Source organism: Tatumella sp. UCD-D_suzukii, assembly GCF_000611875.2.
Classification (GTDB): Bacteria; Pseudomonadota; Gammaproteobacteria; order Enterobacterales; family Enterobacteriaceae; genus Tatumella; species Tatumella ptyseos.
The window spans coordinates 275,387-301,138 of record NZ_JFJX01000001.1 but is presented as its reverse complement, the minus strand read 5'-3'; the positions used below and the strand labels follow the sequence as shown (position 1 = coordinate 301,138).

General features: G+C 51.5%; 18 protein-coding genes and 1 pseudogene. 2 read left to right on the top strand and 17 right to left on the bottom strand.

Going from position 1 to position 25,752, the window contains the following annotated elements; all coding sequences use genetic code 11:
* Positions 1-6 precede the first annotated feature (6 nt).
* The 10 genes and pseudogenes from CG67_RS01430 to ribF form a co-directional block, all read right to left on the bottom strand.
* Positions 7-1,374, bottom strand: a pseudogene (locus tag CG67_RS01430) (PTS transporter subunit EIIC); the annotation flags it as partial.
* A 589-nt stretch (positions 1,375-1,963) separates the two neighbouring features.
* Positions 1,964-2,446 carry a type 3 dihydrofolate reductase gene (gene folA, locus CG67_RS01425; RefSeq protein ID WP_025901200.1) on the bottom strand — a complete coding sequence of 161 codons (483 nt, stop codon included), beginning with the start codon at positions 2,444-2,446 and terminating at the stop codon, positions 1,964-1,966.
* A gap of 699 nt (positions 2,447-3,145) precedes the next feature.
* On the bottom strand, positions 3,146-6,370 hold the full coding sequence (carB, locus tag CG67_RS01415; RefSeq protein ID WP_025901198.1) for a carbamoyl-phosphate synthase large subunit: 3,225 nt from the start codon (positions 6,368-6,370) through the stop codon (positions 3,146-3,148).
* A 14-nt stretch (positions 6,371-6,384) separates the two neighbouring features.
* Positions 6,385-7,533, bottom strand: a complete 1,149-nt coding sequence (gene carA / locus CG67_RS01410) for a glutamine-hydrolyzing carbamoyl-phosphate synthase small subunit (protein WP_025901197.1) — start codon at positions 7,531-7,533, stop codon at positions 6,385-6,387.
* A gap of 444 nt (positions 7,534-7,977) precedes the next feature.
* Positions 7,978-8,793: a 4-hydroxy-tetrahydrodipicolinate reductase gene (gene dapB, locus CG67_RS01405; RefSeq protein ID WP_025901196.1), complete on the bottom strand. Its 816-nt coding sequence runs from the start codon at positions 8,791-8,793 to the stop codon at positions 7,978-7,980.
* Positions 8,794-9,016: 223 nt separating this feature from the next.
* Complete coding sequence (gene ispH / locus CG67_RS01400) at positions 9,017-9,970, bottom strand: 4-hydroxy-3-methylbut-2-enyl diphosphate reductase (protein WP_025901195.1); 954 nt, start codon at positions 9,968-9,970, stop codon at positions 9,017-9,019.
* Positions 9,951-10,421 (bottom strand): FKBP-type peptidyl-prolyl cis-trans isomerase, encoded by a 471-nt coding sequence (fkpB, locus tag CG67_RS01395; RefSeq protein WP_025901194.1) that lies wholly within the window; start codon positions 10,419-10,421, stop codon positions 9,951-9,953. The genes ispH and fkpB overlap by 20 nt, the downstream gene beginning before the upstream one ends.
* Before the next feature lie 3 nt (positions 10,422-10,424).
* Positions 10,425-10,925: a signal peptidase II gene (lspA, locus tag CG67_RS01390; RefSeq protein WP_025901193.1), complete on the bottom strand. Its 501-nt coding sequence runs from the start codon at positions 10,923-10,925 to the stop codon at positions 10,425-10,427.
* A complete protein-coding gene (gene ileS / locus CG67_RS01385) occupies positions 10,925-13,741 on the bottom strand; it encodes an isoleucine--tRNA ligase (protein WP_025901192.1) in 2,817 nt (938 codons plus the stop codon). The genes lspA and ileS overlap by 1 nt, the downstream gene beginning before the upstream one ends.
* A 27-nt stretch (positions 13,742-13,768) precedes the next feature.
* Positions 13,769-14,707 (bottom strand): bifunctional riboflavin kinase/FAD synthetase, encoded by a 939-nt coding sequence (ribF, locus tag CG67_RS01380; protein ID WP_025901191.1) that lies wholly within the window; start codon positions 14,705-14,707, stop codon positions 13,769-13,771.
* 318 nt (positions 14,708-15,025) lie between these two features.
* Here ribF and rpsT point away from each other — a divergent pair, with 318 nt between their 5' ends.
* The gene (gene rpsT / locus CG67_RS01375; RefSeq protein WP_025901190.1) at positions 15,026-15,289 is read left to right on the top strand and encodes a 30S ribosomal protein S20; all 264 of its coding nucleotides are present in this window, start codon (positions 15,026-15,028) and stop codon (positions 15,287-15,289) included.
* 314 nt (positions 15,290-15,603) lie between these two features.
* Here rpsT and nhaA read toward each other — a convergent pair whose 3' ends face one another.
* From nhaA to tal, 6 genes are all read right to left on the bottom strand, one after another.
* Positions 15,604-16,764 carry a Na+/H+ antiporter NhaA gene (nhaA, locus tag CG67_RS01370; protein WP_025901189.1) on the bottom strand — a complete coding sequence of 387 codons (1,161 nt, stop codon included), beginning with the start codon at positions 16,762-16,764 and terminating at the stop codon, positions 15,604-15,606.
* 159 nt (positions 16,765-16,923) lie between these two features.
* Positions 16,924-18,066 (bottom strand): molecular chaperone DnaJ, encoded by a 1,143-nt coding sequence (dnaJ, locus tag CG67_RS01365; protein WP_025901188.1) that lies wholly within the window; start codon positions 18,064-18,066, stop codon positions 16,924-16,926.
* 103 nt (positions 18,067-18,169) lie between these two features.
* Positions 18,170-20,077 (bottom strand): molecular chaperone DnaK, encoded by a 1,908-nt coding sequence (gene dnaK / locus CG67_RS01360; protein WP_025901187.1) that lies wholly within the window; start codon positions 20,075-20,077, stop codon positions 18,170-18,172.
* A gap of 220 nt (positions 20,078-20,297) precedes the next feature.
* Positions 20,298-21,593, bottom strand: coding sequence for an MFS transporter (locus CG67_RS01355; RefSeq protein ID WP_025901186.1), 1,296 nt, complete (start codon positions 21,591-21,593; stop codon positions 20,298-20,300).
* 116 nt (positions 21,594-21,709) lie between these two features.
* Complete coding sequence (gene mog / locus CG67_RS01350; protein ID WP_025901185.1) at positions 21,710-22,297, bottom strand: molybdopterin adenylyltransferase; 588 nt, start codon at positions 22,295-22,297, stop codon at positions 21,710-21,712.
* Positions 22,298-22,395: 98 nt separating this feature from the next.
* Positions 22,396-23,349, bottom strand: a complete 954-nt coding sequence (tal, locus tag CG67_RS01345; protein WP_025901184.1) for a transaldolase — start codon at positions 23,347-23,349, stop codon at positions 22,396-22,398.
* Positions 23,350-23,610: 261 nt separating this feature from the next.
* Here tal and yaaA point away from each other — a divergent pair, with 261 nt between their 5' ends.
* Positions 23,611-24,384 carry a peroxide stress protein YaaA gene (gene yaaA, locus CG67_RS01340; RefSeq protein WP_025901183.1) on the top strand — a complete coding sequence of 258 codons (774 nt, stop codon included), beginning with the start codon at positions 23,611-23,613 and terminating at the stop codon, positions 24,382-24,384.
* A gap of 72 nt (positions 24,385-24,456) precedes the next feature.
* Here the strand turns inward: yaaA and thrC are convergent, their stop codons facing one another.
* Positions 24,457-25,749: a threonine synthase gene (gene thrC, locus CG67_RS01335; RefSeq protein WP_025901182.1), complete on the bottom strand. Its 1,293-nt coding sequence runs from the start codon at positions 25,747-25,749 to the stop codon at positions 24,457-24,459.
* Positions 25,750-25,752 lie beyond the last annotated feature (3 nt).

Below are 25,752 nucleotides of genomic sequence, written 5' to 3'. Positions count from 1 at the left end.
TCCGTTACGGGGTACCCCAAACAGAAACGTCAGCAGACAGGACAAGACCAGTGCCAGTATTGTCCCGCAGATTGCGGCCCAGACGGTAAAGTCTATCCCGCCCGGCGGGATGATTTGTGTCACAGAAAAAATACTCACCAGGCCGAAAGACCAGACTTTCACCTGGAAAAGCCCCACAATGCCTCCCCCCAATCCCCCGGCAATGCATCCGAACAGGAAAGGTCGCTTCAGCGGTAATGTCACGCCATAGATAGCGGGTTCTGTAATGCCGAAGATACCTGCCGTCACTGATGTGCCGGCCAGCATTTTCAGTCTGGCGTCACGGGTTGCCAGAAAGACCCCTAACGCTGCGCCGGCCTGCCCCATCACTGCAGGAAGCAGCAACGGTATGATGGTGTCGTACCCCAGCACACTGAGATTGTTAATTGCGATAGGTACCAGCCCCCAATGCAGGCCGAAAATGACACAGACCTGCCAGACGGCACCGAGGAAAATCCCGGCAAGCCAGGGGGCGATGTCATAAATCCATTGATAACCACTGGCCAGTAAATGACTGAGGAACGTAAAGAGAGGCCCGATCACCAGGAAAGTCAGCGGGACAATAATAATCAGGCAAATCAGTGGGGCGGTAAAATTTCGTACCGATTCAGGTAAGCGCGGATAAAGTTTTTTCTCCAGCCAGCAGCTCAGCCATGCGGAGAAAATAATCGGGATCACCGACGAGCTGTAATTGATCAGGGTCAGCGGAATACCAAAGAATGTCGCCGGTTCCGACAGCGATAATATCGTCGGATGTACCAGTGCACCACCGATGGCCATCGTCAGGAAAGGTGATCCGCCGAACTTCTTACCGGCGGTATAACCGAGCACCATCGGGAAGAAATAGAACAACGCATCACTGGCGGCAAACCAGACCTGATACGTGGAACTTTGCGGATCAAGCAGATTGAGCGCGACAAATAAGGCAAGAAAACCTTTCAGGATCCCCGAAGCGGCCATCACACTCAATACCGGAGTAAAAATTCCGGAGACCAGATCGATAAAGCGTGCCAGCAGAGAAGCTGAGGAGGAAGTTTCGTCCCCGCTTTCAGCCCCGGGGCCGGATTCATCAGAAACAGCAGCCGTTCCGGCCAGGGAGCTTTCAATGGCACGAAACACTTCACTCACATGGTTGCCGATAACTACCTGAAACTGTCCCCCGCTTTCGACGACCGTCATAACCCCGTCAAGGGATTTTATCTGATCCGCGGCCCCTGTCGGCGTATGCTGTAGTTTAAAACGTAGTCGGGTTGCACAGTGGACAAGTGTCCGGATATTTTTCTTTCCCCCGACGCCCTCGATAATCTGTTCAGCTAATTGCAAATATCGGGTCATCCTAATCTCCTTAATTTACAGCGCCATTCCTTTACCGGATGATTATTCTTCCGCAGTTTATTGTGCCCGGAGGATCCTTATTGAGCACTTTTCTTAACAACAGAGTATTAACTCCCGATATACGGGATACATGATGTTCGTCATAACTGATGAAGTTTAAAGAAAAATGAAAACCTACCCATTCCCCGTAAAAAACCTTCAGCCTTTTTTCAGCGGGTAAAAATCTTACCCCTTCGGATGAATACTTATTCCCGAACCAAAGAATAGATATTAATTTTCATATAAAGCATAACTTACAGGGTGTTCTTACGCCCGGAAGGAATATACCCGCGCCAACCAGCATATATTAATAAACCTTTATTAAAAGATTTGATATAACCAGCCGGGAGTGTTATTCCATCGACAACGGAATACAGATTAATTTTAATGGGTAAGTAAAACTGTGAGGAAGGTCTATTTTAGAATAAAAGAACGTATTTAACGTATTAATCACGCTGGATATTTTATAATGGCAACCTCCCACACGTGCCGACGCCCCTGTGGGAGGGTATTATCATGTACCGCCGCTCAATACCCTGAGTCAGCTACTTCAGACCCGGCGCTCCAGGATCTCAAAGCAAAAACTGTGCGTGTTATTACTGTCAGCATCATGAAACTCACTGAATACTGACTGCCACTGATCGGGATCATAATCCGGGAACAGTGTATCTCCTTCGACTTCTGCATCGATATGTGTCAGATAGAGCCGGTCAGCTTTTTCCAGCATCTGAGCATAGATTTTCCCGCCACCGATCACCATAATTTCCGGCACATCACCGGCCAATGCCAGCGCCTCGTCGGGTGACGTTACCCAGCTAACACCTTCAGAGGTGCCTGCGGTACGGCTGATCACGATATTCAGTCGTCCCGGTAAGGGTCGGCCGATGGACTCAAACGTTCGCCGCCCCATGATCACGGGTTTATTCAGGGTCTGTTTTTTAAACCAGGCCAGATCGGCTGGCAAACTCCATGGCATCGCATTATCCATACCAATCACCCGATCTGCCGCCATTGCAGCAATCAAACTAATCATTACATTAACCCGCTGGAAAAATTGGCGCCATCATACGGAAAGGGATCGACTTCGTCGATAGGGATTGTTCATTATTTCACTAAACCCTGTCCCCGCACATAGTCACGCCATGACAAGCGGTCCCGGTATGTGCCGACCTCCGGGGCTCCGGATGTGCACCGTCAGGATGAAATGATCTCCGCCCCCTGGCGACGTTATGATGGACATAAACGCGTTGAGCAGTGGCACAAATTTGATCCCTGGACATCCGCAGGGAAGATAAACACCCCTGATAAATATAAAAATGTTTATATTTCTTCTTATTCATTAATCAGACATGTGACTCACATCGGGTTTTTATAATCATTTCAAAAATGAAAATATTTTTAGCCTATCCGCGAGCAAACGAACTGACGAAGTTAATTAAAATAAGCAGAAAGTCATGGCTGTTTCTGTTCTATGACAGACATCCCGGTAGATAAATATCTGCCGAGGGTGCAGACAGCCTGGTCACCAAAATATGTCAGGGCCGGATATCCGTCATGAACATAGCATCAGGGAGCAGGTCTTTTTCCGGAAAAAAAAAGAACAGGACGAAACTCATTTTTAAACCCGAAGTTCGGAGTCAGCAGAGATAAAGGAACAACAGTGAGGTATAAGGAGGTCGTGACGGAAAGAGATAAGCAACCCTGAAACAGGGTTGCTTATTCGGATAAGGCCTTAGCCTTTTATTTCAGCATGCATTTCCTGGACCGAAATCACACGATCGGTAGGGTCAGCATTCAGTGCCATCGCGGTCGCAAAACCACCGTTCAGCGTGGTGTCGTAGTGCACCTTATAATGCAGTGCGCTGCGTCTGATCAGGCGTGAATCTTCAATAGCCTGGCGTCCGGCGGTAGTGTTTACGATATAGCTGTATTCACCATTTTTCAGACGGTCCTGAATATGCGGACGACCTTCATGAACTTTATTCACCAGACGTGGATTAATCCCGGCTTCACCCAGAACAACCGCAGTACCGTGTGTTGCATCCAGCTCGTAACCAAATTTCAGCAATTTAGCGGCCAGGTCAACCACACGTTTCTTATCGCCTTCACGGACCGATAATAACGCACGGCCTGATTTTTTCATCGTCGCCTGCGCGCCCAGCATCGCTTTGGAGAAGGCTTCGGCAAAAGTCCGGCCTACGCCCATGACCTCACCGGTGGACCGCATTTCCGGGCCAAGGATCGGGTCAACCCCCTGGAACTTGTTAAACGGCAGCACCACTTCTTTCACTGAATAGTAAGGCGGAATGACTTCCTCAGTGACCCCCTGAGCCGCCAGCGTTTTACCTGCCATCACACGGGCAGCGACTTTCGCCAGAGGTACACCGGTCGCTTTCGACACAAAAGGTACCGTACGGGCAGCGCGCGGGTTCACTTCAATCAGATACACTTCGTTATCTTTAACCGCAAACTGTACGTTCATCAGACCACGAACATTCAGCTCAAAGGCCAGTTTAGTGACCTGATCGCGCATGACATCCTGAATTTCCTGGTTCAGCGTGTAAGCCGGTAAAGAACATGCCGAGTCACCGGAGTGAACACCGGCCTGTTCGATATGCTCCATGATCCCGCCAATCAGTACCCGTTCACCGTCACAAATGGCATCAACATCCACCTCGACCGCATCATCCAGGAAACGGTCCAGCAGAACCGGCGCATCATTCGAGACCGATACCGCCGTCATAAAGTAACGTTTCAAATCCTGTTCATCATAGACGATTTCCATCGCCCGGCCGCCCAGTACATAGGAAGGACGTACCACTAATGGATAGCCAATGGTCGCTGCTTTTTCGACAGCCTGTTCCAGCGCGGTCACAGTGGCATTCGCCGGTTGCTTCAGTGCCAGACGATCAACTGCCTGCTGGAAACGTTCACGGTCTTCTGCGCGGTCAATGGCATCCGGGCTGGTACCGATCACCGGGACACCGGCAGCTTCCAGCTCACGGGCCAGTTTCAGTGGCGTCTGACCGCCGTACTGTACAATCACCCCTTCAGGCTTTTCGATGCGGACAATTTCCAGCACATCTTCCAGCGTCACCGGCTCGAAGTAGAGACGGTCAGAGGTATCATAATCGGTGGATACGGTTTCCGGGTTACAGTTAACCATAATGGTTTCATAACCGTCTTCACGTAAGGCCAGTGCCGCATGAACACAGCAGTAGTCAAACTCAATTCCCTGTCCGATGCGGTTAGGACCGCCACCCAGGATCATGATTTTGGCGCGATCGGTGGATGGGTTAGCTTCACACTCTTCTTCATAGGTTGAATACATATACGCGGTATCGGTCGCAAATTCCGCCGCACAGGTATCCACACGCTTATATACCGGGTTCAGGTTGTATTGCTGACGCAGTTTACGGATTTCGTTTTCTGCAACGCCGGCCAGTTTAGCCAGACGCAGGTCAGAGAAGCCTTTACGCTTCAGTTGACGCAGGAAATCGTGGCTCAGGCCATTAACTCCCTGGCGGGCAACCTGCTCTTCCAGACGGACCAGCTCTTCAATCTGCACCAGGAACCAACGGTCAATATTGGTCAGGTTGAAAACGCCATCCACTGACATTCCCAGACGGAAAGCATCAGCGATATACCAGATACGGTCGCTGCCGGCATCTTTCAGTTCGCGGCGGATGCGGGTCAGCGCTTCCGGATCTTCAGCCTCAACTTTCGGGTCAAATCCGCTGGCACCCACTTCCAGGCCACGCAGTGCTTTCTGTACCGATTCCTGGAACGTACGTCCGATAGCCATAACCTCACCCACAGATTTCATCTGGGTGGTCAGGCGATCGTTACTGCCGGCGAATTTTTCGAAGTTAAAACGCGGGATTTTGGTCACAACGTAATCGATGGAGGGTTCGAATGAGGCCGGTGTCAGTCCACCGGTAATATCATTCATCAGCTCATCCAGCGTATAACCTACGGCCAGTTTTGCGGCGATTTTCGCAATCGGGAAGCCCGTTGCTTTAGAGGCCAGGGCTGACGAACGAGATACCCTTGGGTTCATTTCGATAACAATCAGACGACCGTTTTCCGGATTCACGGAGAACTGAACGTTAGAGCCGCCGGTTTCCACACCGATTTCACGTAATACTGCCATCGAGGCATTACGCATGATCTGGTATTCTTTGTCGGTCAGCGTCTGCGCTGGCGCAACCGTGATGGAGTCACCGGTATGGATCCCCATGGCATCGAAGTTCTCGATGGAACAAACAATGATACAGTTATCATTTTTGTCACGGACCACTTCCATTTCATACTCTTTCCAGCCAATCAGTGATTCATCAATCAGCAGCTCATTGGTCGGGGAAAGATCCAGCCCGCGGGTACAAATTTCTTCAAATTCTTCGCGGTTATAAGCAATTCCGCCCCCGGTGCCACCCATAGTAAAGGATGGGCGGATGATACAAGGGAAGCCAACATCATCAGCTACCTGAAATGCTTCTTCCATCGTATGTGCGATACCTGAACGCGCAGTGTCCAGGCCAATGCTTTTCATCGCTTTATCAAAACGACGGCGATCTTCTGCTTTATCAATCGCATCAGCAGTTGCACCAATCATAGTGACACCGAACTCTTCCAGTACGCCTTGTCTTTCCAGTTCCAGGGCGCAGTTCAGTGCCGTCTGCCCACCCATGGTCGGCAGGACAGCATCCGGACGCTCTTTTTCGATGATTTTGCGCACAACTTCCCAGTTAATCGGCTCAATGTAGGTCGCATCGGCCATTTCCGGGTCGGTCATGATGGTTGCCGGGTTTGAGTTCACCAGAATAACGCGGTAACCCTCTTCACGCAGGGCTTTACACGCCTGTGCACCGGAATAGTCAAATTCACAAGCCTGACCAATAACAATCGGACCGGCACCCAGGATCAGGATGGATTTTATGTCTGTACGTTTTGGCATTGATTAGCTCCTGATTACCGGGTTGCTGAACGGTAGGTATTGATTAACTCGATAAAATGGTCGAACAATGGCGCGGCATCATGCGGCCCCGGGCTCGCTTCCGGGTGTCCCTGGAAGCTGAATGCAGGCTTATCCGTACGATGGATCCCTTGCACGGTATGGTCAAACAGTGACGTATGAGTGACGCGTAAGCACTCCGGCAGGTCTTCTTTATCGACGGCGAAGCCATGGTTCTGCGCAGTGATCATCACGACATTACGGTCCAGATCTTTGACCGGATGGTTTCCGCCGTGGTGTCCCAGTTTCATTTTTACGGTTGACGCACCGCTCGCCAGAGCGAGCAACTGGTGACCGAGACAGATACCAAACACCGGAATTTCTGTGGTCAGGAATTCTTTAATCGCGCTGATGGCATAATCACAAGGCTCCGGGTCCCCCGGTCCGTTAGACAGGAAAATCCCGTCCGGTGCCATTTTCAGGACTTCTTCAGCAGAAGTCTGTGCCGGAACCACGGTCAGGCGGCATCCACGGTCGGTCAGCATACGCAGGATGTTGCTCTTCGCACCGAAATCATAAGCCACCACGTGATACGGCAGTTCACTTTCGTCTTTCGGCGCAGGCAGTTCATCACTCAGCGTCCAGCTCCCCTGTGTCCAGGAATAGCTTTTCTGCGTGGTCACTTCTTTCGCTAAGTCCATCCCTTTCAGTCCCGGGAAGGCTTTCGCCCGGGCTAAGGCCGCAGCCACATCCGGTGCATCACCTGCAATGATACAGCCGTTCTGAGCCCCTTTTTCGCGCAGCAGGCGGGTCAGTTTACGGGTATCAATATCGGCGATAGCGACGATGTTGTGACGGGAAAGATAAGCAGAAAGGTCTTCTTTACTACGGTAATTGCTGGTGATCAGTGGCAGATCGCGGATAACGAGGCCCTGAGCATGAACATGGGATGACTCTTCGTCAGCCGGGTTAGTACCAACATTACCAATATGGGGATAAGTAAGAGTGACAATCTGGCGGGAATAGGAAGGATCAGTAAGAATTTCTTGATAGCCGGTCATTGATGTGTTGAAAACGACTTCTCCGACTGCCGACCCGCTTGCGCCTATGGACCGGCCATGGAACTCGGTTCCGTCTTCCAGAACCAGGATTGCTGACTTAATCAAAACTTCCTCCGGGGAATAAATAGTCACTATACCTGCATATTAATTCATAAGCATCGCCTGAATCAATCCAAAAAACGCTGAATACTCGATTTTCGGCAAATTGGGCGCATTCTAATGAGCAGCGTAACTGATGTCCAGTCTGAAAGCGGATAAAGTTGTTTTTTTTACGCCACTGGGAGTAAAAACCATAAAATAGCCATAAAAAGGCATATATGGAGGGTGAATAAAACGATTGCCTGAAGAAATGTGTCCTCCGACGGAGATTGCTGTGCAATATATGAGCATAAACACTTTTAACAGGGAGAATAAGAAGAAGAAAAGAGCGATAAGAAAGGATAACACCGGGCTAAATTAAAAAACACACCCAAGACCTCAAAATAAAAGAGAGATATAGAATCCCCCTTTAAAATTAAGGCATTACAACAAAGACACTAACCTGGAAAATCAGATATCGTTCAATGAAAGCACATCCCGCATATCATAAAAGCCATTTTTATGATGACTTAGCCATAAAGCAGCCTTTACTGCGCCATTTGCAAAAGTCATACGACTGGAGGCCTTATGGGTAATCTCTACCCGCTCTCCGATATCGGCAAACATTGCAGTATGTTCTCCGACAATATCGCCGGCACGGACTGTCGCAAAACCGATAGTCTGCGGTTTACGCTCACCGGTATGCCCTTCACGACTATAAACAGCATGTTCAGAGAGTGTCCAGTTCATGGCATCAGCAATGGATTCCCCCATCGCCAAAGCTGTACCTGACGGAGCATCGACTTTATGACGATGGTGGGCCTCAGTAATTTCAATATCGCTGTACTCGCCCATAACTTTAGCCGCTTTCTCCAGCAGTTTCAGAACCAGGTTTACACCGACACTGAAATTTGCAGCAAAAACGACCGGGACAGACTCTGCGGTAGCCCGGATAGCCTGTTTACCGGCCTCATCAAATCCGGTCGTGCCTATCACGATAGCTTTATGATGCGCCTGACAGAACTTCAGGTAGTCAGAAGTCGCTTCAGGACGTGTAAAATCGATCAGCACATCGAAGTCATCTTTCACCGCTTCCAGGCTGTCACTGATCAGCACACCGGTTTTGGCACCTCCGGCTAATTCACCGGCATCACAGCCCACCAGAGATGATCCCTGACGCACGACTGCGGCACCCAGGGTAGCCCCTTCAGCCAGCATCGTCGCTTCAATTAATTGACGACCCATTCTTCCGGAAGCTCCGACAACACCTATTCGGATATTACTCATAACTATTCATTCCTGTACATATGCATGCGGAGTCAGGGTAACCAGCCACCAGAGCCAGTACCAGCAAAAAAAAATATCATTAGAATTTCAGGCTTCACCGATAATCTTATCAGTAAAATCAATAGGACGTGAATAGTGTAGCCCGGCAGAATACCGGTAAAAAACGGAGCAGGAACGAGGGTCCCGTAGCCGGCCGCAGGAGGCCGCTACGGGATAAAGCAGATCACTCGACTTCTTTTACTTCCACACGAAGCTCTTTAGGAACCTCGAAAACGATATTTTCTTCACGGCCGATCAATTCGATAGCGGCCTCACCGCCCAGCTCACGCAGGCGGGCAATCACTTGCTGTACCAGAATATCCGGTGCCGATGCCCCTGCGGTCACACCGATACAGGCGGCCCCCTTCAGCCAGCTCTCACTGATATCTTCCGCAGAGTCAATCAGCCACGCCTGCTTACCGGCCCGGCGGGCAAGTTCAGCCAGACGATTCGAGTTTGAAGAGTTCCGGGAACCAACAACCAGAATGACATCCGCCTGTTCAGACAGCGTACGAACCGCTTCCTGACGATTGGTGGTCGCATAGCAGATATCATCTTTACGGGGGCCGATAATCGCCGGAAAACGCTGACGCAGTGCATCGATGATCTCAGAAGTGTCATCCACCGACAGCGTGGTCTGAGTCATAAAGCTCAGATTGGACTCATCTTTAATCTTCAGTCTGAACACATCTTCCGGACATTCCACCAGATACATGCCACCCTCAGGATTGTTATACTGCCCCATGGTGCCTTCCACTTCCGGGTGGCCGGCGTGACCGATAAGGATCGCTTCCACGCCCTTACGGCTGGCCCGGGCCACTTCCATATGCACCTTGGTGACCAGTGGACAGGTAGCATCGAAAAGCATGGTCAGTGAGCGGGCACGGGCTTCAGCCCTGACCGCCTGTGAAACCCCATGCGCTGAAAAGATCAGAATAGCCCCGTCAGGGACTTCACTGATTTCTTCAATAAAAATAGCGCCACGGTTACGTAAACTATCGACCACGTAACGGTTATGCACGACCTCATGGCGGACATAGATAGGTGCGCCGTACATTTCCAGCGCCCGCTCCACTATACTGATAGCGCGGTCTACACCGGCACAAAAACCTCGGGGGTTAGCGAGCAGAATCTGCATTTTCATTCTCCAGGACCGGATCAACCTCCAGCACTTCCACAGCAAACGTCACCGTCTGCCCTGCCAGCGGATGATTAAAATCTACCGTCACCGAATCACCGGAAACGTCACGGATAATACCAGGCATTTCACTGCCATCAATGGCGGTGAACAACATAATGGTTCCCGCCTCCGGTTCAGCCGCACCGGCGAAATCCCGGCGCGAGAAGTACTGGATCAGGTCAGGGCTGGCCGTGCCAAAAGCATCCTCCGGCGTCAGCGTAAACTGCCGGGTTTCCCCGGCAGCCATACCGAAAAGAGCCTGACCGAAAGCCGGAGACAAACTGCCATCGCCTAAGCGAAACAAGGCAGGTTTGCCATTAGCCCGGGTGGACTCTGCTACCGAGCCATCTTCCAGAGTAAGGGTAAAATGCACTAACAATGAGCTGTCGTGCTGTACCTGATGACTCATGGCTTACCCTTTGTCCGTTTTGCGGGAGGACGTGATAAATCCTTCCAGGATCACCAGCGCGGCCCCGATACAGATACCGCAATCGGCAATATTAAAGGTCGCGAAATGCCAGTTACCGACATAGAAGTCGATAAAATCGACCACAAAGCCATGCCAGAAGCGATCCAGCAAATTACCCAGCGCACCACCGATGATCAGCGCATAGGCGATATTCGTCAGGCGCTGACTGGCGCGATTACGGTACATCATCACAACCAGCGCGATGGCTATGGCTATGGCGATACCGGCAAAGAACCAGCGCTGCCATCCGCCCTTGTCGGCCAGAAAACTGAAGGCCGCCCCATAATTATGGGCATAAAAAAGATTAAGAGAGGGGAACAGGGCCCGGGTTTCATGCAATTGCATGTGGGCCATAATCCACTGTTTACTGGCGAAGTCTGCGACTATCACCAGCACCATAACCCACAACCAGCGCAGGCCGGTTGAACATAACGATTTACTCATCAGGCAAACTTACGCTCTTCACCTTCACCGGAGACGTTGGTGTAGCAGCGTCCACAGATTTCAGCATGTTCAGGGTTCTGACCCACATCCGTAGTGTAATGCCAGCAACGCGGACATTTCTCACCATCGGCTTTAGCCAGAGTAATTTTCAGACCTTTCAGGTGCTCGCTCTGTACCGCATCTGTCGGTGCGGTATCCAGCGGTGCAACCTTAACGGCCGAGGTCAGTAACACGAAACGCAGTTCATCACCTAACGCTGTCAGTTTTTCTGACAGTGCCGCATCAGCATACAGAGTGACGGAGGCTTCCAGCGCCCCACCGACACGCTTATCGGAACGCGCCTGCTCAATGACCTTGTTAACTTCACCACGAACTTTAAGCAGTTGTTCCCAGTACGAATCATTCAGTGCTTCGTTCTCAGGCAGGCCAAACAGCCCCTGATACCATTCACCGGTGAACACGTACTGATCACGTTGCCCTGATAAATGACCCCAGATTTCATCGGCAGTGAACGACATAATCGGTGCCATCCAGCGAACCAGAGCCTCAGCAATATGCCAGAGCGCGGTCTGACAACTGCGACGAGCCACACTGTCAGCTTTCGCGGTGTACTGACGATCTTTAATGACATCCAGGTAGAACGACCCCATTTCCACAGAGCAGAACTGCATCAGACGCTGAACCACTTCATGGAAGTCATAATTTTCGTAAGAGGCCACAATATCCTGCTGTGCAGCCAGCGCACGGCCCACCGCCCAGCGGTCAACCACGACCATCTCTTCCGGGGCCACCTGATCCGTTTCCGGATTAAAGCCATTCAGGTTAGCCAGCAGGAAACGGGCAGTATTACGGATACGACGATAGGCATCCGCCGAACGTTTCAGGATCTCATCAGAGACCGCCATTTCCCCGGAATAGTCGGTTGAAGCCACCCACAGACGTAAAATGTCGGCGCCCAGTTTGTTCATCACGTCCTGAGGACTGACGGTATTACCGATAGACTTCGACATCTTACGGCCCTGACCATCGACGGTAAATCCGTGGGTCAGTACCTGACGGTAAGGGGCTTTGTTTTTAATCGCCGTCGAAATCATCAGTGATGACATAAACCAGCCACGGTGCTGATCGGAGCCTTCCAGATAGATATCTGCGCTATGTCCGTTAAATTCAGGACGTACATCGACAACCGAACTGCTGGTTGACCCGGAGTCAAACCAGACATCCAGCGTGTCCGGTACCTTGGTGTAGTTGTCCGCATCTGCACCCAGCAGTTCTTTCGCGTCCAGATCCCACCAGGCCTGAATACCGTCCTGCTCAACCCGCAGAGCAACCTGCTCCATCAGGTTAAGCGTATCCGGATGCAGCTCTTCGGTCTGATTATGAACGAACAGTGCCATCGGTACGCCCCAGGTACGCTGACGCGAGATACACCAGTCCGGACGATTAGCTACCATCGATTCAATACGTGCCTGGCCCCAGTCCGGGATCCACTGTACGCCTTTAATTTCTTTCAGCGACTGCGCACGCAGTCCTTTCTGATCCATGCTGATAAACCACTGCGGAGTCGCACGGAAAATGATAGGCGTTTTATGGCGCCAGCAGTGCGGATAACTGTGGTGCAGTTTTTCCAGGTGCAGTAATGCGCCTTTTTCACGCAGCAGATCGGCGATCATTTCGTTAGCTTTAAAGACATTCACGCCGTCCAGCCCCGGGTAAGTGCCCGGTAAATAGCATCCATCCGGGCCGACAGGGTTTGCCGCTTCAATGCCATATTTCTGCCCGATGACATAGTCATCCGGACCGTGGCCAGGGGCGGTATGCACGGCACCGGTACCGGCATCCAGGGTGACATGGTCGCCCAGTAAAACAGGCACATCAAAGGCCAGGAACGGATGCGCGAAACGTAACATTTCAAGCGCGCTGCCTTTGCATTCACCCAGTACCTGCCATTCGGTAATACCGGCACGCTTCATCACACTGTCGACCAGATCTTTCGCCAGGATCAGTGCTCTCTCTTCCGTCTGGATGAGCTGATAATCAAACTCCGGGTTGACCGAGATGGCCCGGTTTGATGGCATCGTCCAGGGGGTAGTCGTCCAGATCACCAGCGAGACCGGCGTTGCCGGCGTTGCTGCAGAGAACGCGGCAGCGACAGTTTCCGGCTGCGTGGCGTTGAACATGACATCGATAGACAGTGATGTCTTGTCATAATATTCCACTTCGGCTTCCGCCAGTGCAGAACGACAATCCAGACACCAGTGAACAGGCTTGGCCCCTTTATGCAAATGACCATTGCCGATGATGCGACCTAAGGCACGGATAATGTTCGCCTCGGTCCTGAAGTCCATCGTCAGATACGGGCGATCCCAGTCACCCAGTACCCCCAGGCGAATAAAGTCTTTTTTCTGCCCTTCCACCTGCTCCGCAGCATACTGACGGCAGGCAGCACGGAACTCAGCAGCCGACACTTTTTCACCAGGCTTACCGATCATTTGTTCGACTTTATGCTCAATCGGTAATCCGTGGCAGTCCCAGCCGGGGATATAAGGCGCGTCAAATCCGGACAGTCCTTTAGATTTAACAATAATATCTTTCAGAATCTTGTTAACTGAGTGACCGATATGAATGTTGCCGTTGGCGTACGGAGGGCCATCATGCAGGATAAATGTTTTTTTGCCTTTTTTAGCCGCGCGGATCGCACCGTACAGGTTATCGGTAGTCCAGCGCTGCAACATCGCAGGTTCCCGTTTGGCTAAATCGCCACGCATCGGGAAGCCTGTTTCCGGCAAGTTCAGGGTAGATTTATAGTCACTCATCAGATTCTCGGTTCCATATTTCGGTTATTACACCGTTGCTTTAAGCCCAAAAAATTCGCGGGCCGTCACCACATCTTTGGCAATTTGCGCTTTTAATTCATCAAGAGAGGCAAATCGTTGCTCATTGCGTATTTTATGCCGCAATACCACAGAGATATGGCGGCCATATAAATTAATACTGACGTCCAGCAGGTTGACTTCAAGCTGCTGTCGTATGCCTTTCACCGTTGGTCGTGTGCCGATATTAGCCACACCGAAGTACGGTTTTTCTGCAATCCCCAGAACCTCGACGGCATAAACACCGGTCACCGGTGAAACCGCTCGTCGCAGGGGAATATTGGCCGTCGGGAATCCCAGCGTTCTGCCTAACGCATCACCATGAACCACCCGCCCGCTGATGGCATAAGGCCGTCCCAGCAACCGTTCTGCCCCGGTGAGGTCATCGTCTGCCAGCGCCTGGCGGACCCGGGTACTACTGATTCGGGTCCCCTGCTCACAGAAGGTCCGGGTATTCACCACATCGAAGTGATACTGACGACCGGCATTCTGTAATAACAGGAAATCCCCTTCACGGCCAGCACCGAACCGGAAGTCATCACCGACCGCCAGAAAACGGACATCCAGCTTATCCACCAGAACATCATGGATAAAACTGCTGGCATTCAGTGCGGCGAAGTCCCTATCGAAGCGCACGCAGAGAACGGTATCTACCCCGGCCTCTGTCAGATATTTCACTTTTTCCCGCAGACGGGTCAGGCGGGGTGGCACTTCTCCGCCGGTAAAAAACTCGCGAGGTTGTGGTTCAAATAACATCACCACCACCGGCAATTGTCGCTCTTTGCCTTCATCACAAAGTTGTTTCAGCAACGCCTGATGCCCGCGATGCACACCGTCAAAATTACCAATAGTCAAAACGCAGCCACGATGCTGCTTAGTGAGATTATGTAAACCGCGGATAAACTTCATGGCCGACTCAAATCGCTGGAAATCGCCGGATTATACCCTTTACAGCGTACAAAATTAACCCGTTAGCGAAGCCTTTCGTCGCTTCTTTGCTGCTTTTCCTCATGTTTCTTCCCTGCCGGGCAAAATCCCGACAATTTTGTTGCGAAAAGCTGTATTCAACACAAGGAAGCTGGTAGAATCTTGCGCCATCAATTACGTAACCGGGTGTTGTTTTTTAAACGACGCTTATTTGCACAAATCCATTGACAAGAGAAGGCGCAAAAGGCATAGTCCTCGGCCTTTGATTTGTCCATATAGAACATATTTGGGAGTTGGACCTTGGCTAATATCAAATCAGCTAAGAAACGCGCTGTAACATCTGAGAAACGTCGCAAGCACAATGCAAGCCGTCGCTCAATGCTGCGTACTTTCATCAAAAAAGTATACGCTGCAATCGCTACTGGCGATAAAGCTGCTGCGCAGAACGCATTTAACGAAATGCAACCAATCGTGGACCGTCAGGCTGCTAAAGGTCTGATCCACAAAAACAAAGCTGCACGTCATAAAGCAAACCTGACTGCACAAATCAACAAACTGGCTTAATCGCTGATTTGTTGTTGCTTTGAAAAGAACCGGCCTCAGGCCGGTTTTTTTATGTCCGCTATCCCTTCCCCCTGCCTGTTCTTTCTGCCTCTGCTTCCTGTCACCATCCGCATAACCTGCCACACCGGCCTTTAAGCTTGCATAAATCGCTGCTGAACGGCGCGCTGCATTCAGGAGTCACTTACCCCGGGACATCACCGTGAACACGGCAGGGAACGACAGAGAACCGCTCACCTGCATCTTCACTCCGGAACGCAGACCGTTTTACACTCCGCCAGCAACAACCGGCAGTTCCACCGGGAGTGCCTCTGCGTTTACGGCAAGGCATACCGACGGCGCAGTAGCAGATAACCGGAAACCGCAGAGAGCACTGACCCTCCCAGAATGCCCAGTTTTGCTTCATTGACCAGTGAAGCCGCTTCCTGACCGTAGGCCAGAGAAGCGATAAAGATAGACATCGTGAAGCCTATCCCGCAAAGCACGCCTATCGCAGCAATATCCCTGATACCGGTATTTTCCGGCAAGCGGGTCAGGCCGAGCCGGAGACTCAGCCAGCACGCCACCGTGATACCCAATGGCTTACCCACCAGCAAACCGGCAATAATCCCTGACGGCAGTGAAGAAAAGGCCTGAGAAAGCGAAATATCACCAACAACCACCCCGGCATTGGCGAATGCAAATAACGGCAATACCAGCCAGCGGATCCAGGGTTCCAGGGTATGCGTTAAGCGCGGTGCAGCCGCGGTATCCGGTACCCCCTTTACAGGCATCATCAGACCAAGGATCACCCCGGCAATCGTGGCATGAATACCGGACAACAACACCGCGACCCATAACACGGCCCCGACCAGCAGGTAAGGTACCGGCGAGGAAACCTTCGCTCTGTTCATCAGTGCTAACACGGCTACCGCCGCCACAACCAGCGCCATCGCGCCCCAGGCGATATGGCTGCTATAGAATAATGCAATAATCACTATCGCACCCAGGTCATCAATCACCGCCAGCGCCATCAGAAACACTTTTAATACCGGCGGAACCCGGCTTCCCAGTAAGGCAAGGATCCCTAATGCAAAAGCAATATCCGTCGCCGTCGGGATAGCCCATCCATTGCGGATACCGGGGTGGGAGGCGTTAAAGGACAGGAAAATCAGAGCGGGAGCAATCATCCCCCCAAGGGCGGCAATAAACGGAAAAAAAGCCTGTTGTTTACTGGCCAGCGCTCCGGCCACCAGTTCCCGCTTAACCTCTAATCCGACCAGCAGGAAAAACAAGGCCATCAGGGCATCGTTGATCCAGAAAAGAATATCGTGCGGATGCTCACCACGGTTTCCACCTGTCGGCGTAAAATGCAGGAACTGCTGATAACCTTTAGCGCTCCAGCCGGCATTGGCCAGTATCAGTGCCAGTGCCGCGGCGATAATCAGTATCACGCCCCCGGCGGCTTCACTTTTTACCCATTTTTGCAGTGCTGACATCCCGATATTATCCTCGTCGTGAACTTTCTGTCTGCTTATTTTCACATAGCAGCACAGCGTTTAACATCGCATTACGTTTACCCGCCGGCACTTTCCTCCAGCCAAAAAAAAGCCAGCACCCCGCGGGTACTGGCTTCCGTGTTCACCGGAACAGACCGGTTAGCGCGTCAGATCATCAAAAAATTTTTTCACGCCGTCAAAAAAGCTTTTTGAACGCGGGCTATTGTGATCACCTGAAGGCCCGCCGAGGGTTTCACCCAGTTCGCTGAGCAGTTCTTTCTGCTTCTCACTCAGGTTAACCGGCGTTTCGACCACGACCCGGCACAGCAGATCACCGATAGCACCACCACGTACCGACTTAACGCCTTTGCCACGCATACGGAATAATTTATCCGTTTGTGTACCGGCAGGAATTTTCAGTTTGACCCGGCCATCCAGGGTTGGAACTTCAATTTCTCCCCCCAGTGCAGCCATTGCAAAGTTGATAGGCACTTCGCAATAAAGATTATTATCTTCACGTTCAAAAATCGGGTGTTTTTTCACCGACACCTGAACATATAAATCACCGGCAGGCGCACCCTGCTCACCGGCTTCACCTTCGCCTGACAGACGAATACGGTCACCGGTATCCACACCGGCAGGAATTTTTACTGACAGTGTTTTGGTGGTTTCTACACGGCCATGACCGTGGCAGGAGTTACAAGGATCTTTGATAATCGTCCCGCGCCCCTGGCAGGTCGGGCAGGGTTGCTGAACAGCAAAGAAGCCCTGACGCATCTGTACCTGACCGGCACCCTGACAGGTGGAACAGGTCTGAGGTTTTGAACCTGCTTTTGCACCACTGCCATCACAGGTATCGCATTCCTGCAACGTCGGGATACGGATCTCTTTGCTGACACCCCGTACGGCTTCTTCCAGCGTAAGTTCCATATTGTAACGTAAGTCAGAACCCCGCGCAGAGCGCTGCCGACGGCCACCGCCGAAGATATCGCCAAATACGTCACCAAAAATATCGCCAAAGTCAGCACCGCCGCCGCCGAAGCCACCCCCGAATCCGCCGCCGCCCATGCCACCTTGTTCAAAGGCTGCATGACCATACTGGTCATAAGCTGCGCGTTTCTGCTCATCCGTCAGGATCTCATAGGCTTCTTTAACTTCTTTAAATTTTTCAAGCGCCTCTGCATCATCCGGATTGCGGTCAGGGTGATATTTCATTGCCAGCCGTTTATAGGCTTTTTTGATTTCACGCTCATCCGCTGTTTTGGATACGCCTAAAACCTCGTAGTAATCACTCTTCGCCATTTTTTCATTGCCCTTAACATGATCGCACGGGCGTGGATATTATCCTACGCCCGTGCTGGTTGAAGGCGATGGATTACCCCATCGCCCGGCCCTTCATGGGCAATTATTTTTTATCTTTAACTTCTTCAAATTCAGCATCGACAACATCGTCATCTTTCTGAGCTGAAGCGTCTGCACCCGCGCCATTCGCCTGGGCGGACTGCTGAGCCATTTCCATCAGTTTGCCGGAAACTTCAGCCAGTGCCTGAATTTTCGCATCGATAGCGGCTTTATCTTCGCCTTTCAGTGCGGTTTCCAGCTCTACCAGTGCAGCTTCAATCGGTGCTTTATCATCAGCAGACAGTTTGTCACCGGCTTCTTCTAACTGCTTACGGGTGCTGTGAACAACCTGATCACCCTGGTTACGAGCCTGAACCAGTTCTTCGAACTTACGGTCAGATTCTGCATTCAGTTCTGCATCACGAACCATTTTTTCGATTTCATCATCGTTCAGACCGGAAGAGGCCTTGATGGTGATTTTCTGCTCTTTACCGCTGTTTTTGTCTTTAGCAGAAACGTGCAGGATACCATCGGCATCGATATCAAAAGTCACTTCGATCTGCGGCATACCGCGTGGTGCTGCCTGAATGCCGTCCAGGTTAAACTGACCCAGTGACTTGTTGTCAGAAGAACGTTTACGCTCACCCTGCAGCACATGGATAGTTACCGCAGACTGGTTGTCTTCTGCCGTTGAGAACACCTGACTGTGTTTGGTCGGGATAGTGGTGTTCTTGCTGATCAGGCTGGTCATGACACCACCCATGGTTTCGATACCCAGGGACAGCGGGGTAACGTCCAGCAGCAGAACGTCTTTCACATCACCGGCCAGAACACCACCCTGTACTGCAGCACCGATAGCAACAGCTTCATCAGGGTTAACGTCTTTACGCGGCTCTTTACCGAAGAATTCTTTAACCTTGGTCTGAACCATAGGCATACGGGTCTGACCACCGACCAGAATAACGTCATGGATTTCAGACACTGACAGACCGGCATCATTCAGAGCAACTTTCAGTGGCTCGATAGAACGGGTAACCAGATCTTCAACCAGTGATTCCAGTTTTGAACGCGTCACTTTGATGTTCAGGTGCTTAGGACCGGTCGCATCTGCGGTGACATACGGCAGGTTAACGTCGGTCTGCTGTGCAGAAGACAGTTCAATCTTCGCTTTCTCTGCCGCTTCTTTCAGACGCTGCATTGCCAGCGGGTCGTTACGCAGGTCAATACCCTGCTCTTTCTTGAATTCGTCAACCAGATAGTTAATCAGACGGCTATCGAAGTCTTCACCACCCAGGTGGGTATCACCGTTGGTTGCCAGAACTTCGAAGGTTTTTTCGCCATCAACTTCATCAATTTCGATAATAGAGATATCGAAAGTACCACCACCCAGGTCGTATACCGCAATAGTACGGTTACCCTGTGCTTTATCCATACCGTACGCTAATGCCGCTGCGGTAGGTTCGTTGATGATACGCTTAACTTCCAGACCAGCGATACGACCGGCATCTTTAGTTGCCTGACGCTGAGCATCGTTGAAGTAAGCCGGTACGGTGATAACAGCTTCGGTAACCGGCTCACCCAGGTAATCTTCTGCGGTTTTTTTCATTTTCTTCAGCACTTCAGCAGAAATCTGCGGAGGTGCCATTTTCTGGCCTTTCACTTCCAGCCAGGCATCGCCATTGTCTGAACCGACGATTTTATAAGGCATGATTTTCAGGTCACGCTGGACTTCTTCGTCCTGGAAACGACGACCGATCAGACGCTTAATAGCGAACAGGGTGTTTTGCGGGTTGGTCACGGCCTGACGTTTAGCAGGCTGACCTACCAGAGTCTCGCCATCCTGAGTGTAGGCGATGATTGAAGGTGTGGTACGATCACCCTCAGCATTTTCCAGTACGCGCGCTTTGCCACCATCCATAATTGCAACACATGAATTGGTTGTACCCAGGTCAATACCTATAATTTTACCCATCTCTACACATCTCCCACGTAAATTCTGTTTTTGTTCGGATATGAACCATAAATGTGGTCGCCGAAACTATTTTCAAGCGGCAGAAAAAACTTTTTTTTCAGGTTCATTCTCCGGTATGACAAAGTAAATGGGGCTGCTTTATCGCGCATCAAGTGGTTACCCTAAAAAAAAATCAAAAAAAAGCAGCGCCGGGCGCTGCTTTTTTCCTGCCTTTAGGGAATTACACCGTTTGCGGTACCGTCCGGCAGAGGCTGCGCCGGCAAAGATAACCCCCGATCACTGCCCCCATCACACACAGGCTGACCATATATCCGCAGGGCGCCATCGGCGTCAGACGTAAAGCCATCGTCACAATTACCGGCGTCAGGCCGCCGAAAACGGCATAGGAAAGGTTATAGGCCAGTGAAATCCCGCTGAAACGTACAGCAGGCGGAAATGCCCTCACCATCACAAACGGGACAATCCCCACCGTTCCGACACTCAGCCCCAGTAAGCCATAGGCGGGCATCAGATACTGTGGGTACGTCGCAGTCACTGTGAAAAACACCCAGGTCGTCACTGCCAGCAACGCACACCCCGCGATCAGGCAAGGCCCTGCCCCATAACGATCCACCAGCAGACCGGCCAGCAGGCAGCCGATGAGAAGCATCAGGGTCGCAATACTGTTCGCCTGCAGGCTGACCACCGCCGGGATATGGTACATTTTCTGGATCAACGCCGGAGCCATCAGGATCAATACCACCAACGCGCCCGACAATAACCAGGTCAGTAATACCGAGATCACCAGACTCTTACGGTGATGACGGACAACCGTCTGCAAAGGCAGCGACTCAGCCAGCGCTTTTTGCTGTTGCATCTGCTTAAACACCGGAGTTTCCTGCAGCCAGCGCCGCAGGAAAAGCGCTACGAACCCGAACACGCCGCCGAGCAGAAATGCCAGACGCCACCCGACGGAGGCCACCTGCTGAGGAGTCATATGCCGGTTAATTTCACCCGCCACCAGTGACCCCAGTAAAATCCCGACGGTGAGGCCGGCTGTCAGTGTTCCGCAGGCAATCCCCGTGCGTTTTTCCGGAACATGCTCCGCAACAAAGACCCAGGCACCGGGAACTTCACCGCCGATAGCAGCCCCCTGCAGGAGACGCATCAATAACAGTAACAACGGAGCGGCCAGGCCAATCACCTGGTAGGACGGTAACAGGCCCATCGCCAGTGTCGGCAGAGCCATCAGCAGAATACTCAGGCTGAACATTTTTTTCCGGCCCAGAATATCGCCGAAATGGGCCATGATGATGCCGCCCAACGGCCTGGCAAGATAACCGGCGGCAAAGATCCCGAAGGTCTGTACCTGCCGCAGCCATTCAGGAATATCGGCGGGGAAGAAGAGTTCGCCAATGACGGCAGCAAAAAAAACGAAAATAATAAAGTCGTAAAACTCCAGCGCTCCGCCCAGGGCGGCCAGCAGCAAGGTCTTATAATCCTGTGCATTCAGGGGTCTTGCAGCGTGTTTTTCCATGTTAAGTCATCTTTTCAGGGGTCCGGTGACGATATAGTCGTAAATCTTTCATTACTATATCGTCAATATTTTTATACACCAGCACCCCTGAATTTTATACCAAAAAAACACGACACTCAGTTGTTTATCTCACGTTTTGCACTTTTAGGGCGGAAAGATGCTACGACTGCGGGGTGTGTTTCGACGTAAGGCCCCTCCAGTAACTGTAAACAATACGGTACACTTGCAAAAATACCCGGAACACGGACATGCCCGGATTCATCCTTCAGCCCTTCCAGGGTTTCTTTTATCGATTTTGGCTGCCCCGGCAAATTCAGGATCAGTGACTGTTTACGGATGACGGCCGTCTGTCGGGACAAAATAGCGGTCGGGACAAAATTCAGGCTTATCTGGCGCATCTGTTCACCAAAGCCCGGCATCACACGATCACCCACCGCCACAGTCGCCTCCGGGGTGACATCACGCAGTGCGGGCCCGGTCCCGCCGGTCGTCAATACCAGATGACAATGGTATTCATCGACCAGTCCACACAAGGTCTGTTCAATCAGTGACTGCTCATCAGGGATAACCCTGCTTTCCAGTTCAAAAGGCGTGGCCATCGCCTGGCTGAGCCAGTCAGACAATGCAGGAATGCCCTGATCCTGATACAGGCCTTGCGAGGCACGATCAGAGACCGAAACCAGTCCGATTCGTAGAGTATTCATGATAATTCACTTTGTATTGAGGGTAGCGAAACAGTAAAAGCGGCAGGAGAACATTAATAACCCGCAACACTCAGCATGTTGCGGGAGAGAGGAAAAGATTACAGCAGGTCTGCAATCATTTTTTCCAGTTTGCCCTGGTCGAGAGCGAAGTTGCGGATACCCTGTGCCAGTTTGTCGATGGCCATCGGATCCTGGTTGTGTTCCCACAGGAATTCAGCTTCGGTCATTTTTTCAGGACGAGCTGAAACTTCACCGCTATAGCTCAGTTTACGCTCAACTTCACCCTGAGTTTCAGACAGTTCTTTCAGCAGTGCCGGAGAAATTGTCAGGCGATCGCACCCGGCCAGTTCAATAATCTCACCGGTGTTACGGAAGCTTGCGCCCATGACCACAGTTTCATAACCGTGCTGCTTGTAGTAGTCATAAATTTCAGTCACAGAAACAACACCCGGATCTTCCTGAGGCGCATACTCTTTCTTATCGGTGTTCGCTTTGTACCAGTCCAGAATACGGCCAACAAACGGAGAAATCAGGAATACGCCGGCTTCTGCACAGGCACGGGCCTGAGCAAAAGAGAACAACAGCGTCAGGTTACAGTTGATCCCTTCTTTTTCCAGCTGCTCTGCAGCACGGATGCCCTGCCAGGTCGATGCCAGCTTGATAAGGATACGGTCATTGCTGATACCCGCATCATTGTACAGCTTGATCAGGCTATGGGCCTTAGCAATACTCGCTTCGGTATCATAAGAAAGACGAGCATCCACTTCTGTTGAAATACGGCCGGGGATTAATTTCAGAATTTCCAGACCGATATTTACCGCCAGTTTGTCGGAAGCAAAAGCAATCTGCTGCTCTTTATCATTGCTTTGTTTACGCGCCCAGTCGATAGCTTCATCGATCAGTTTACGGTATTCAGGGATCTGTGCCGCATTCAGGATCAGTGAAGGGTTAGTGGTTGCATCCTGTGGCTGGTAGAGTTTCATTGCTTCGATATCACCGGTATCGGCTACAACGGTAGTGATCTTGCGCAGTGATGAGAGTTTGTCCGTCATGTTTTGCTTCTCTTCTGTTGTACTGTCAGTGTAAAAAGCCTCTCCGGATAATATCACGCACTTGCTGAGGCGCAAGGCCAGCCCGGATAAACAGCCGTGAAATAATGCCCTGCGGGTAGCATGTCAGGTCTGCTGAAATTCCGGCAGGCCTGTTAACCATAGCCCGGAGGAATAGTAACGATTGATCAATCCGTGCAACTTTTTTGTTAAACTCAGGCAGTAAGTTATCGCCTGCGGGCCTTAAATCAAGAGGAATGGTAAATGTTAATGGTGATATCCCCGGCGAAAACGCTGGATTATGAAAGCCCGTTGGCCACTGAAAAATATACACAGCCTGAACTGCTCGCCGCATCGCAGCAACTGATTGATATCGCCCGCCAGCTAAGCCCGGCACAAATAGCCTCCCTGATGAGTATCAGCGATAAACTGGCTCACCTGAATGCCGAACGTTTTAATGACTGGCAGGCAGATTTCACCCCCGACAATGCCCGCCAGGCAATTCTGGCCTTCAAAGGCGATGTGTATACCGGGCTGGATGCCGGGACGCTGGAAGAAGACGATTTCACATTTGCACAGCAACACCTGCGGATGCTCTCCGGGTTATACGGCGTGTTACGACCGCTCGACCTGATGCAGCCTTACCGTCTGGAAATGGGAATTAAACTTTCAAATCCGCATGGCAAGGACCTGTACAGTTTCTGGGGAGAGCGTCTGACAAAAGTGCTGAACGACGCGCTGGACGATCAGGGTGACGACGTGCTGGTCAACCTGGCCTCCGATGAATATTTCAAAGCAGTGAAGCCCGGGGTCCTGAAAGGACGCATAGTGAAGCCGGTCTTCCTGGATGAAAAGAATGGCAAGTTTAAAGTGATCAGCTTCTACGCTAAAAAGGCCCGCGGACTGATGACCCGCTACATTATCCGCCATCGCCTGACCTCTGTTGAACAGCTTAAGGCCTTCGATACTGACGGGTATTTCTATGATGAAGCCGCCAGCAGTGCAGATGAACTGGTCTTCAAACGTCACGAACAGTAATTCAGCCTGCGAGACCTGCCCTTCTGTCGCTGCACACCGCGGGTCTGGCGACCCGCAGTGTGCATCACCCCATTAAGAGGCTTTGCCGGTCAGGTAAGTTCTCAGCGCTGCAAACTCAGCAGGCAGAGTGTCTGATAACAGCGGCAGGTCAGCACGTTCTGCCAGCTCTGCCGGCAGTGGCAGTGTCTGTTGCAGGATATCTTCCACGCTTTCCTTAAATTTCGCCGGATGGGCCGTTCCCAGGAACAGACCATACTCACCGTCCTGTAACTGATCACGCAGAACCCGCCAGGCGATGGCCGCATGGGGTTCAGAAATATAGCCTTCTGCAGCCAGCTCACGTACCGCCGCACGGGTTTGCTCATCACTGAGCGCACCGTATCCCAGCGCGTTCAGCTGCCAGGATTTACGGCGGAACAACTCTTCAACGCGTGGCCAGTTGTTCGGCTGGCTGACATCCATCGCATTCGATAAGGTGGCTACCGTTTTGTGCGGAGTCCAGTCGCCACTGCTCAGAAAACGCGGAACCGTATCATTGGCATTGGTGGCCGCGATAAAACGCTTCACCGGCAGCCCCAGACTCTTCGCCAGTAAGCCCGCCGTCAGATCCCCGAAGTTACCGCTGGGGACAGAGATCACCAGCTGATTACGTTTTTCCTGTGGCAACTGCGCGACGGCTTCAAAGTAGTAGCATATCTGTGCCAGTAACCGGCTGATATTAATTGAGTTTGCGGAGTTCAGACCGATAGCCTGTTTCAGTTCCTGATCATCAAATGCCTGTTTTACCAGTGCCTGACAGTCATCAAAATCACCTTCAATGGCGATAGTCCGGATATTTCCCCCCAGCGTACAGAATAACTTCTCCTGCAGCGGGCTGATTTTTCCCTGCGGATAGAGGATCACCACATTAATATTTTCCATGCCATAAAACGCATGGGCCACTGCCGCACCGGTATCCCCGGAGGTAGCGGTCAGAATCGTGATTTTTTCATCACTGCTTTTGCTTAACGCCAGCATCTGCGCCATAAAACGGCCGCCGAAGTCTTTAAACGCCAGCGTCGGGCCATGGAACAGTTCCAGGCATGCCACATCGTCAGAAACCGTTTGTACCGGGGCCGGAAAAGTAAAGGCCGCTTTGATACGGGAAGCCAGTTCCTGTTCAGGGATTTCATCACCGATAAACGCTGACAGGATTTTGCTGCTGCGGCTCACAAAATCCATCTCCAGCAGCTGGTCTATCTCTGTCAGTTCAAATTCAGGAAGTTCGTTAGGAAAGAACAGCCCCTGTTGTGAGCCAAGACCCTGTTTTACGGCCTGAGTAAAGCTGACCTGCTCATTGTGATCTTTCAGATTATATAATTTCATTGC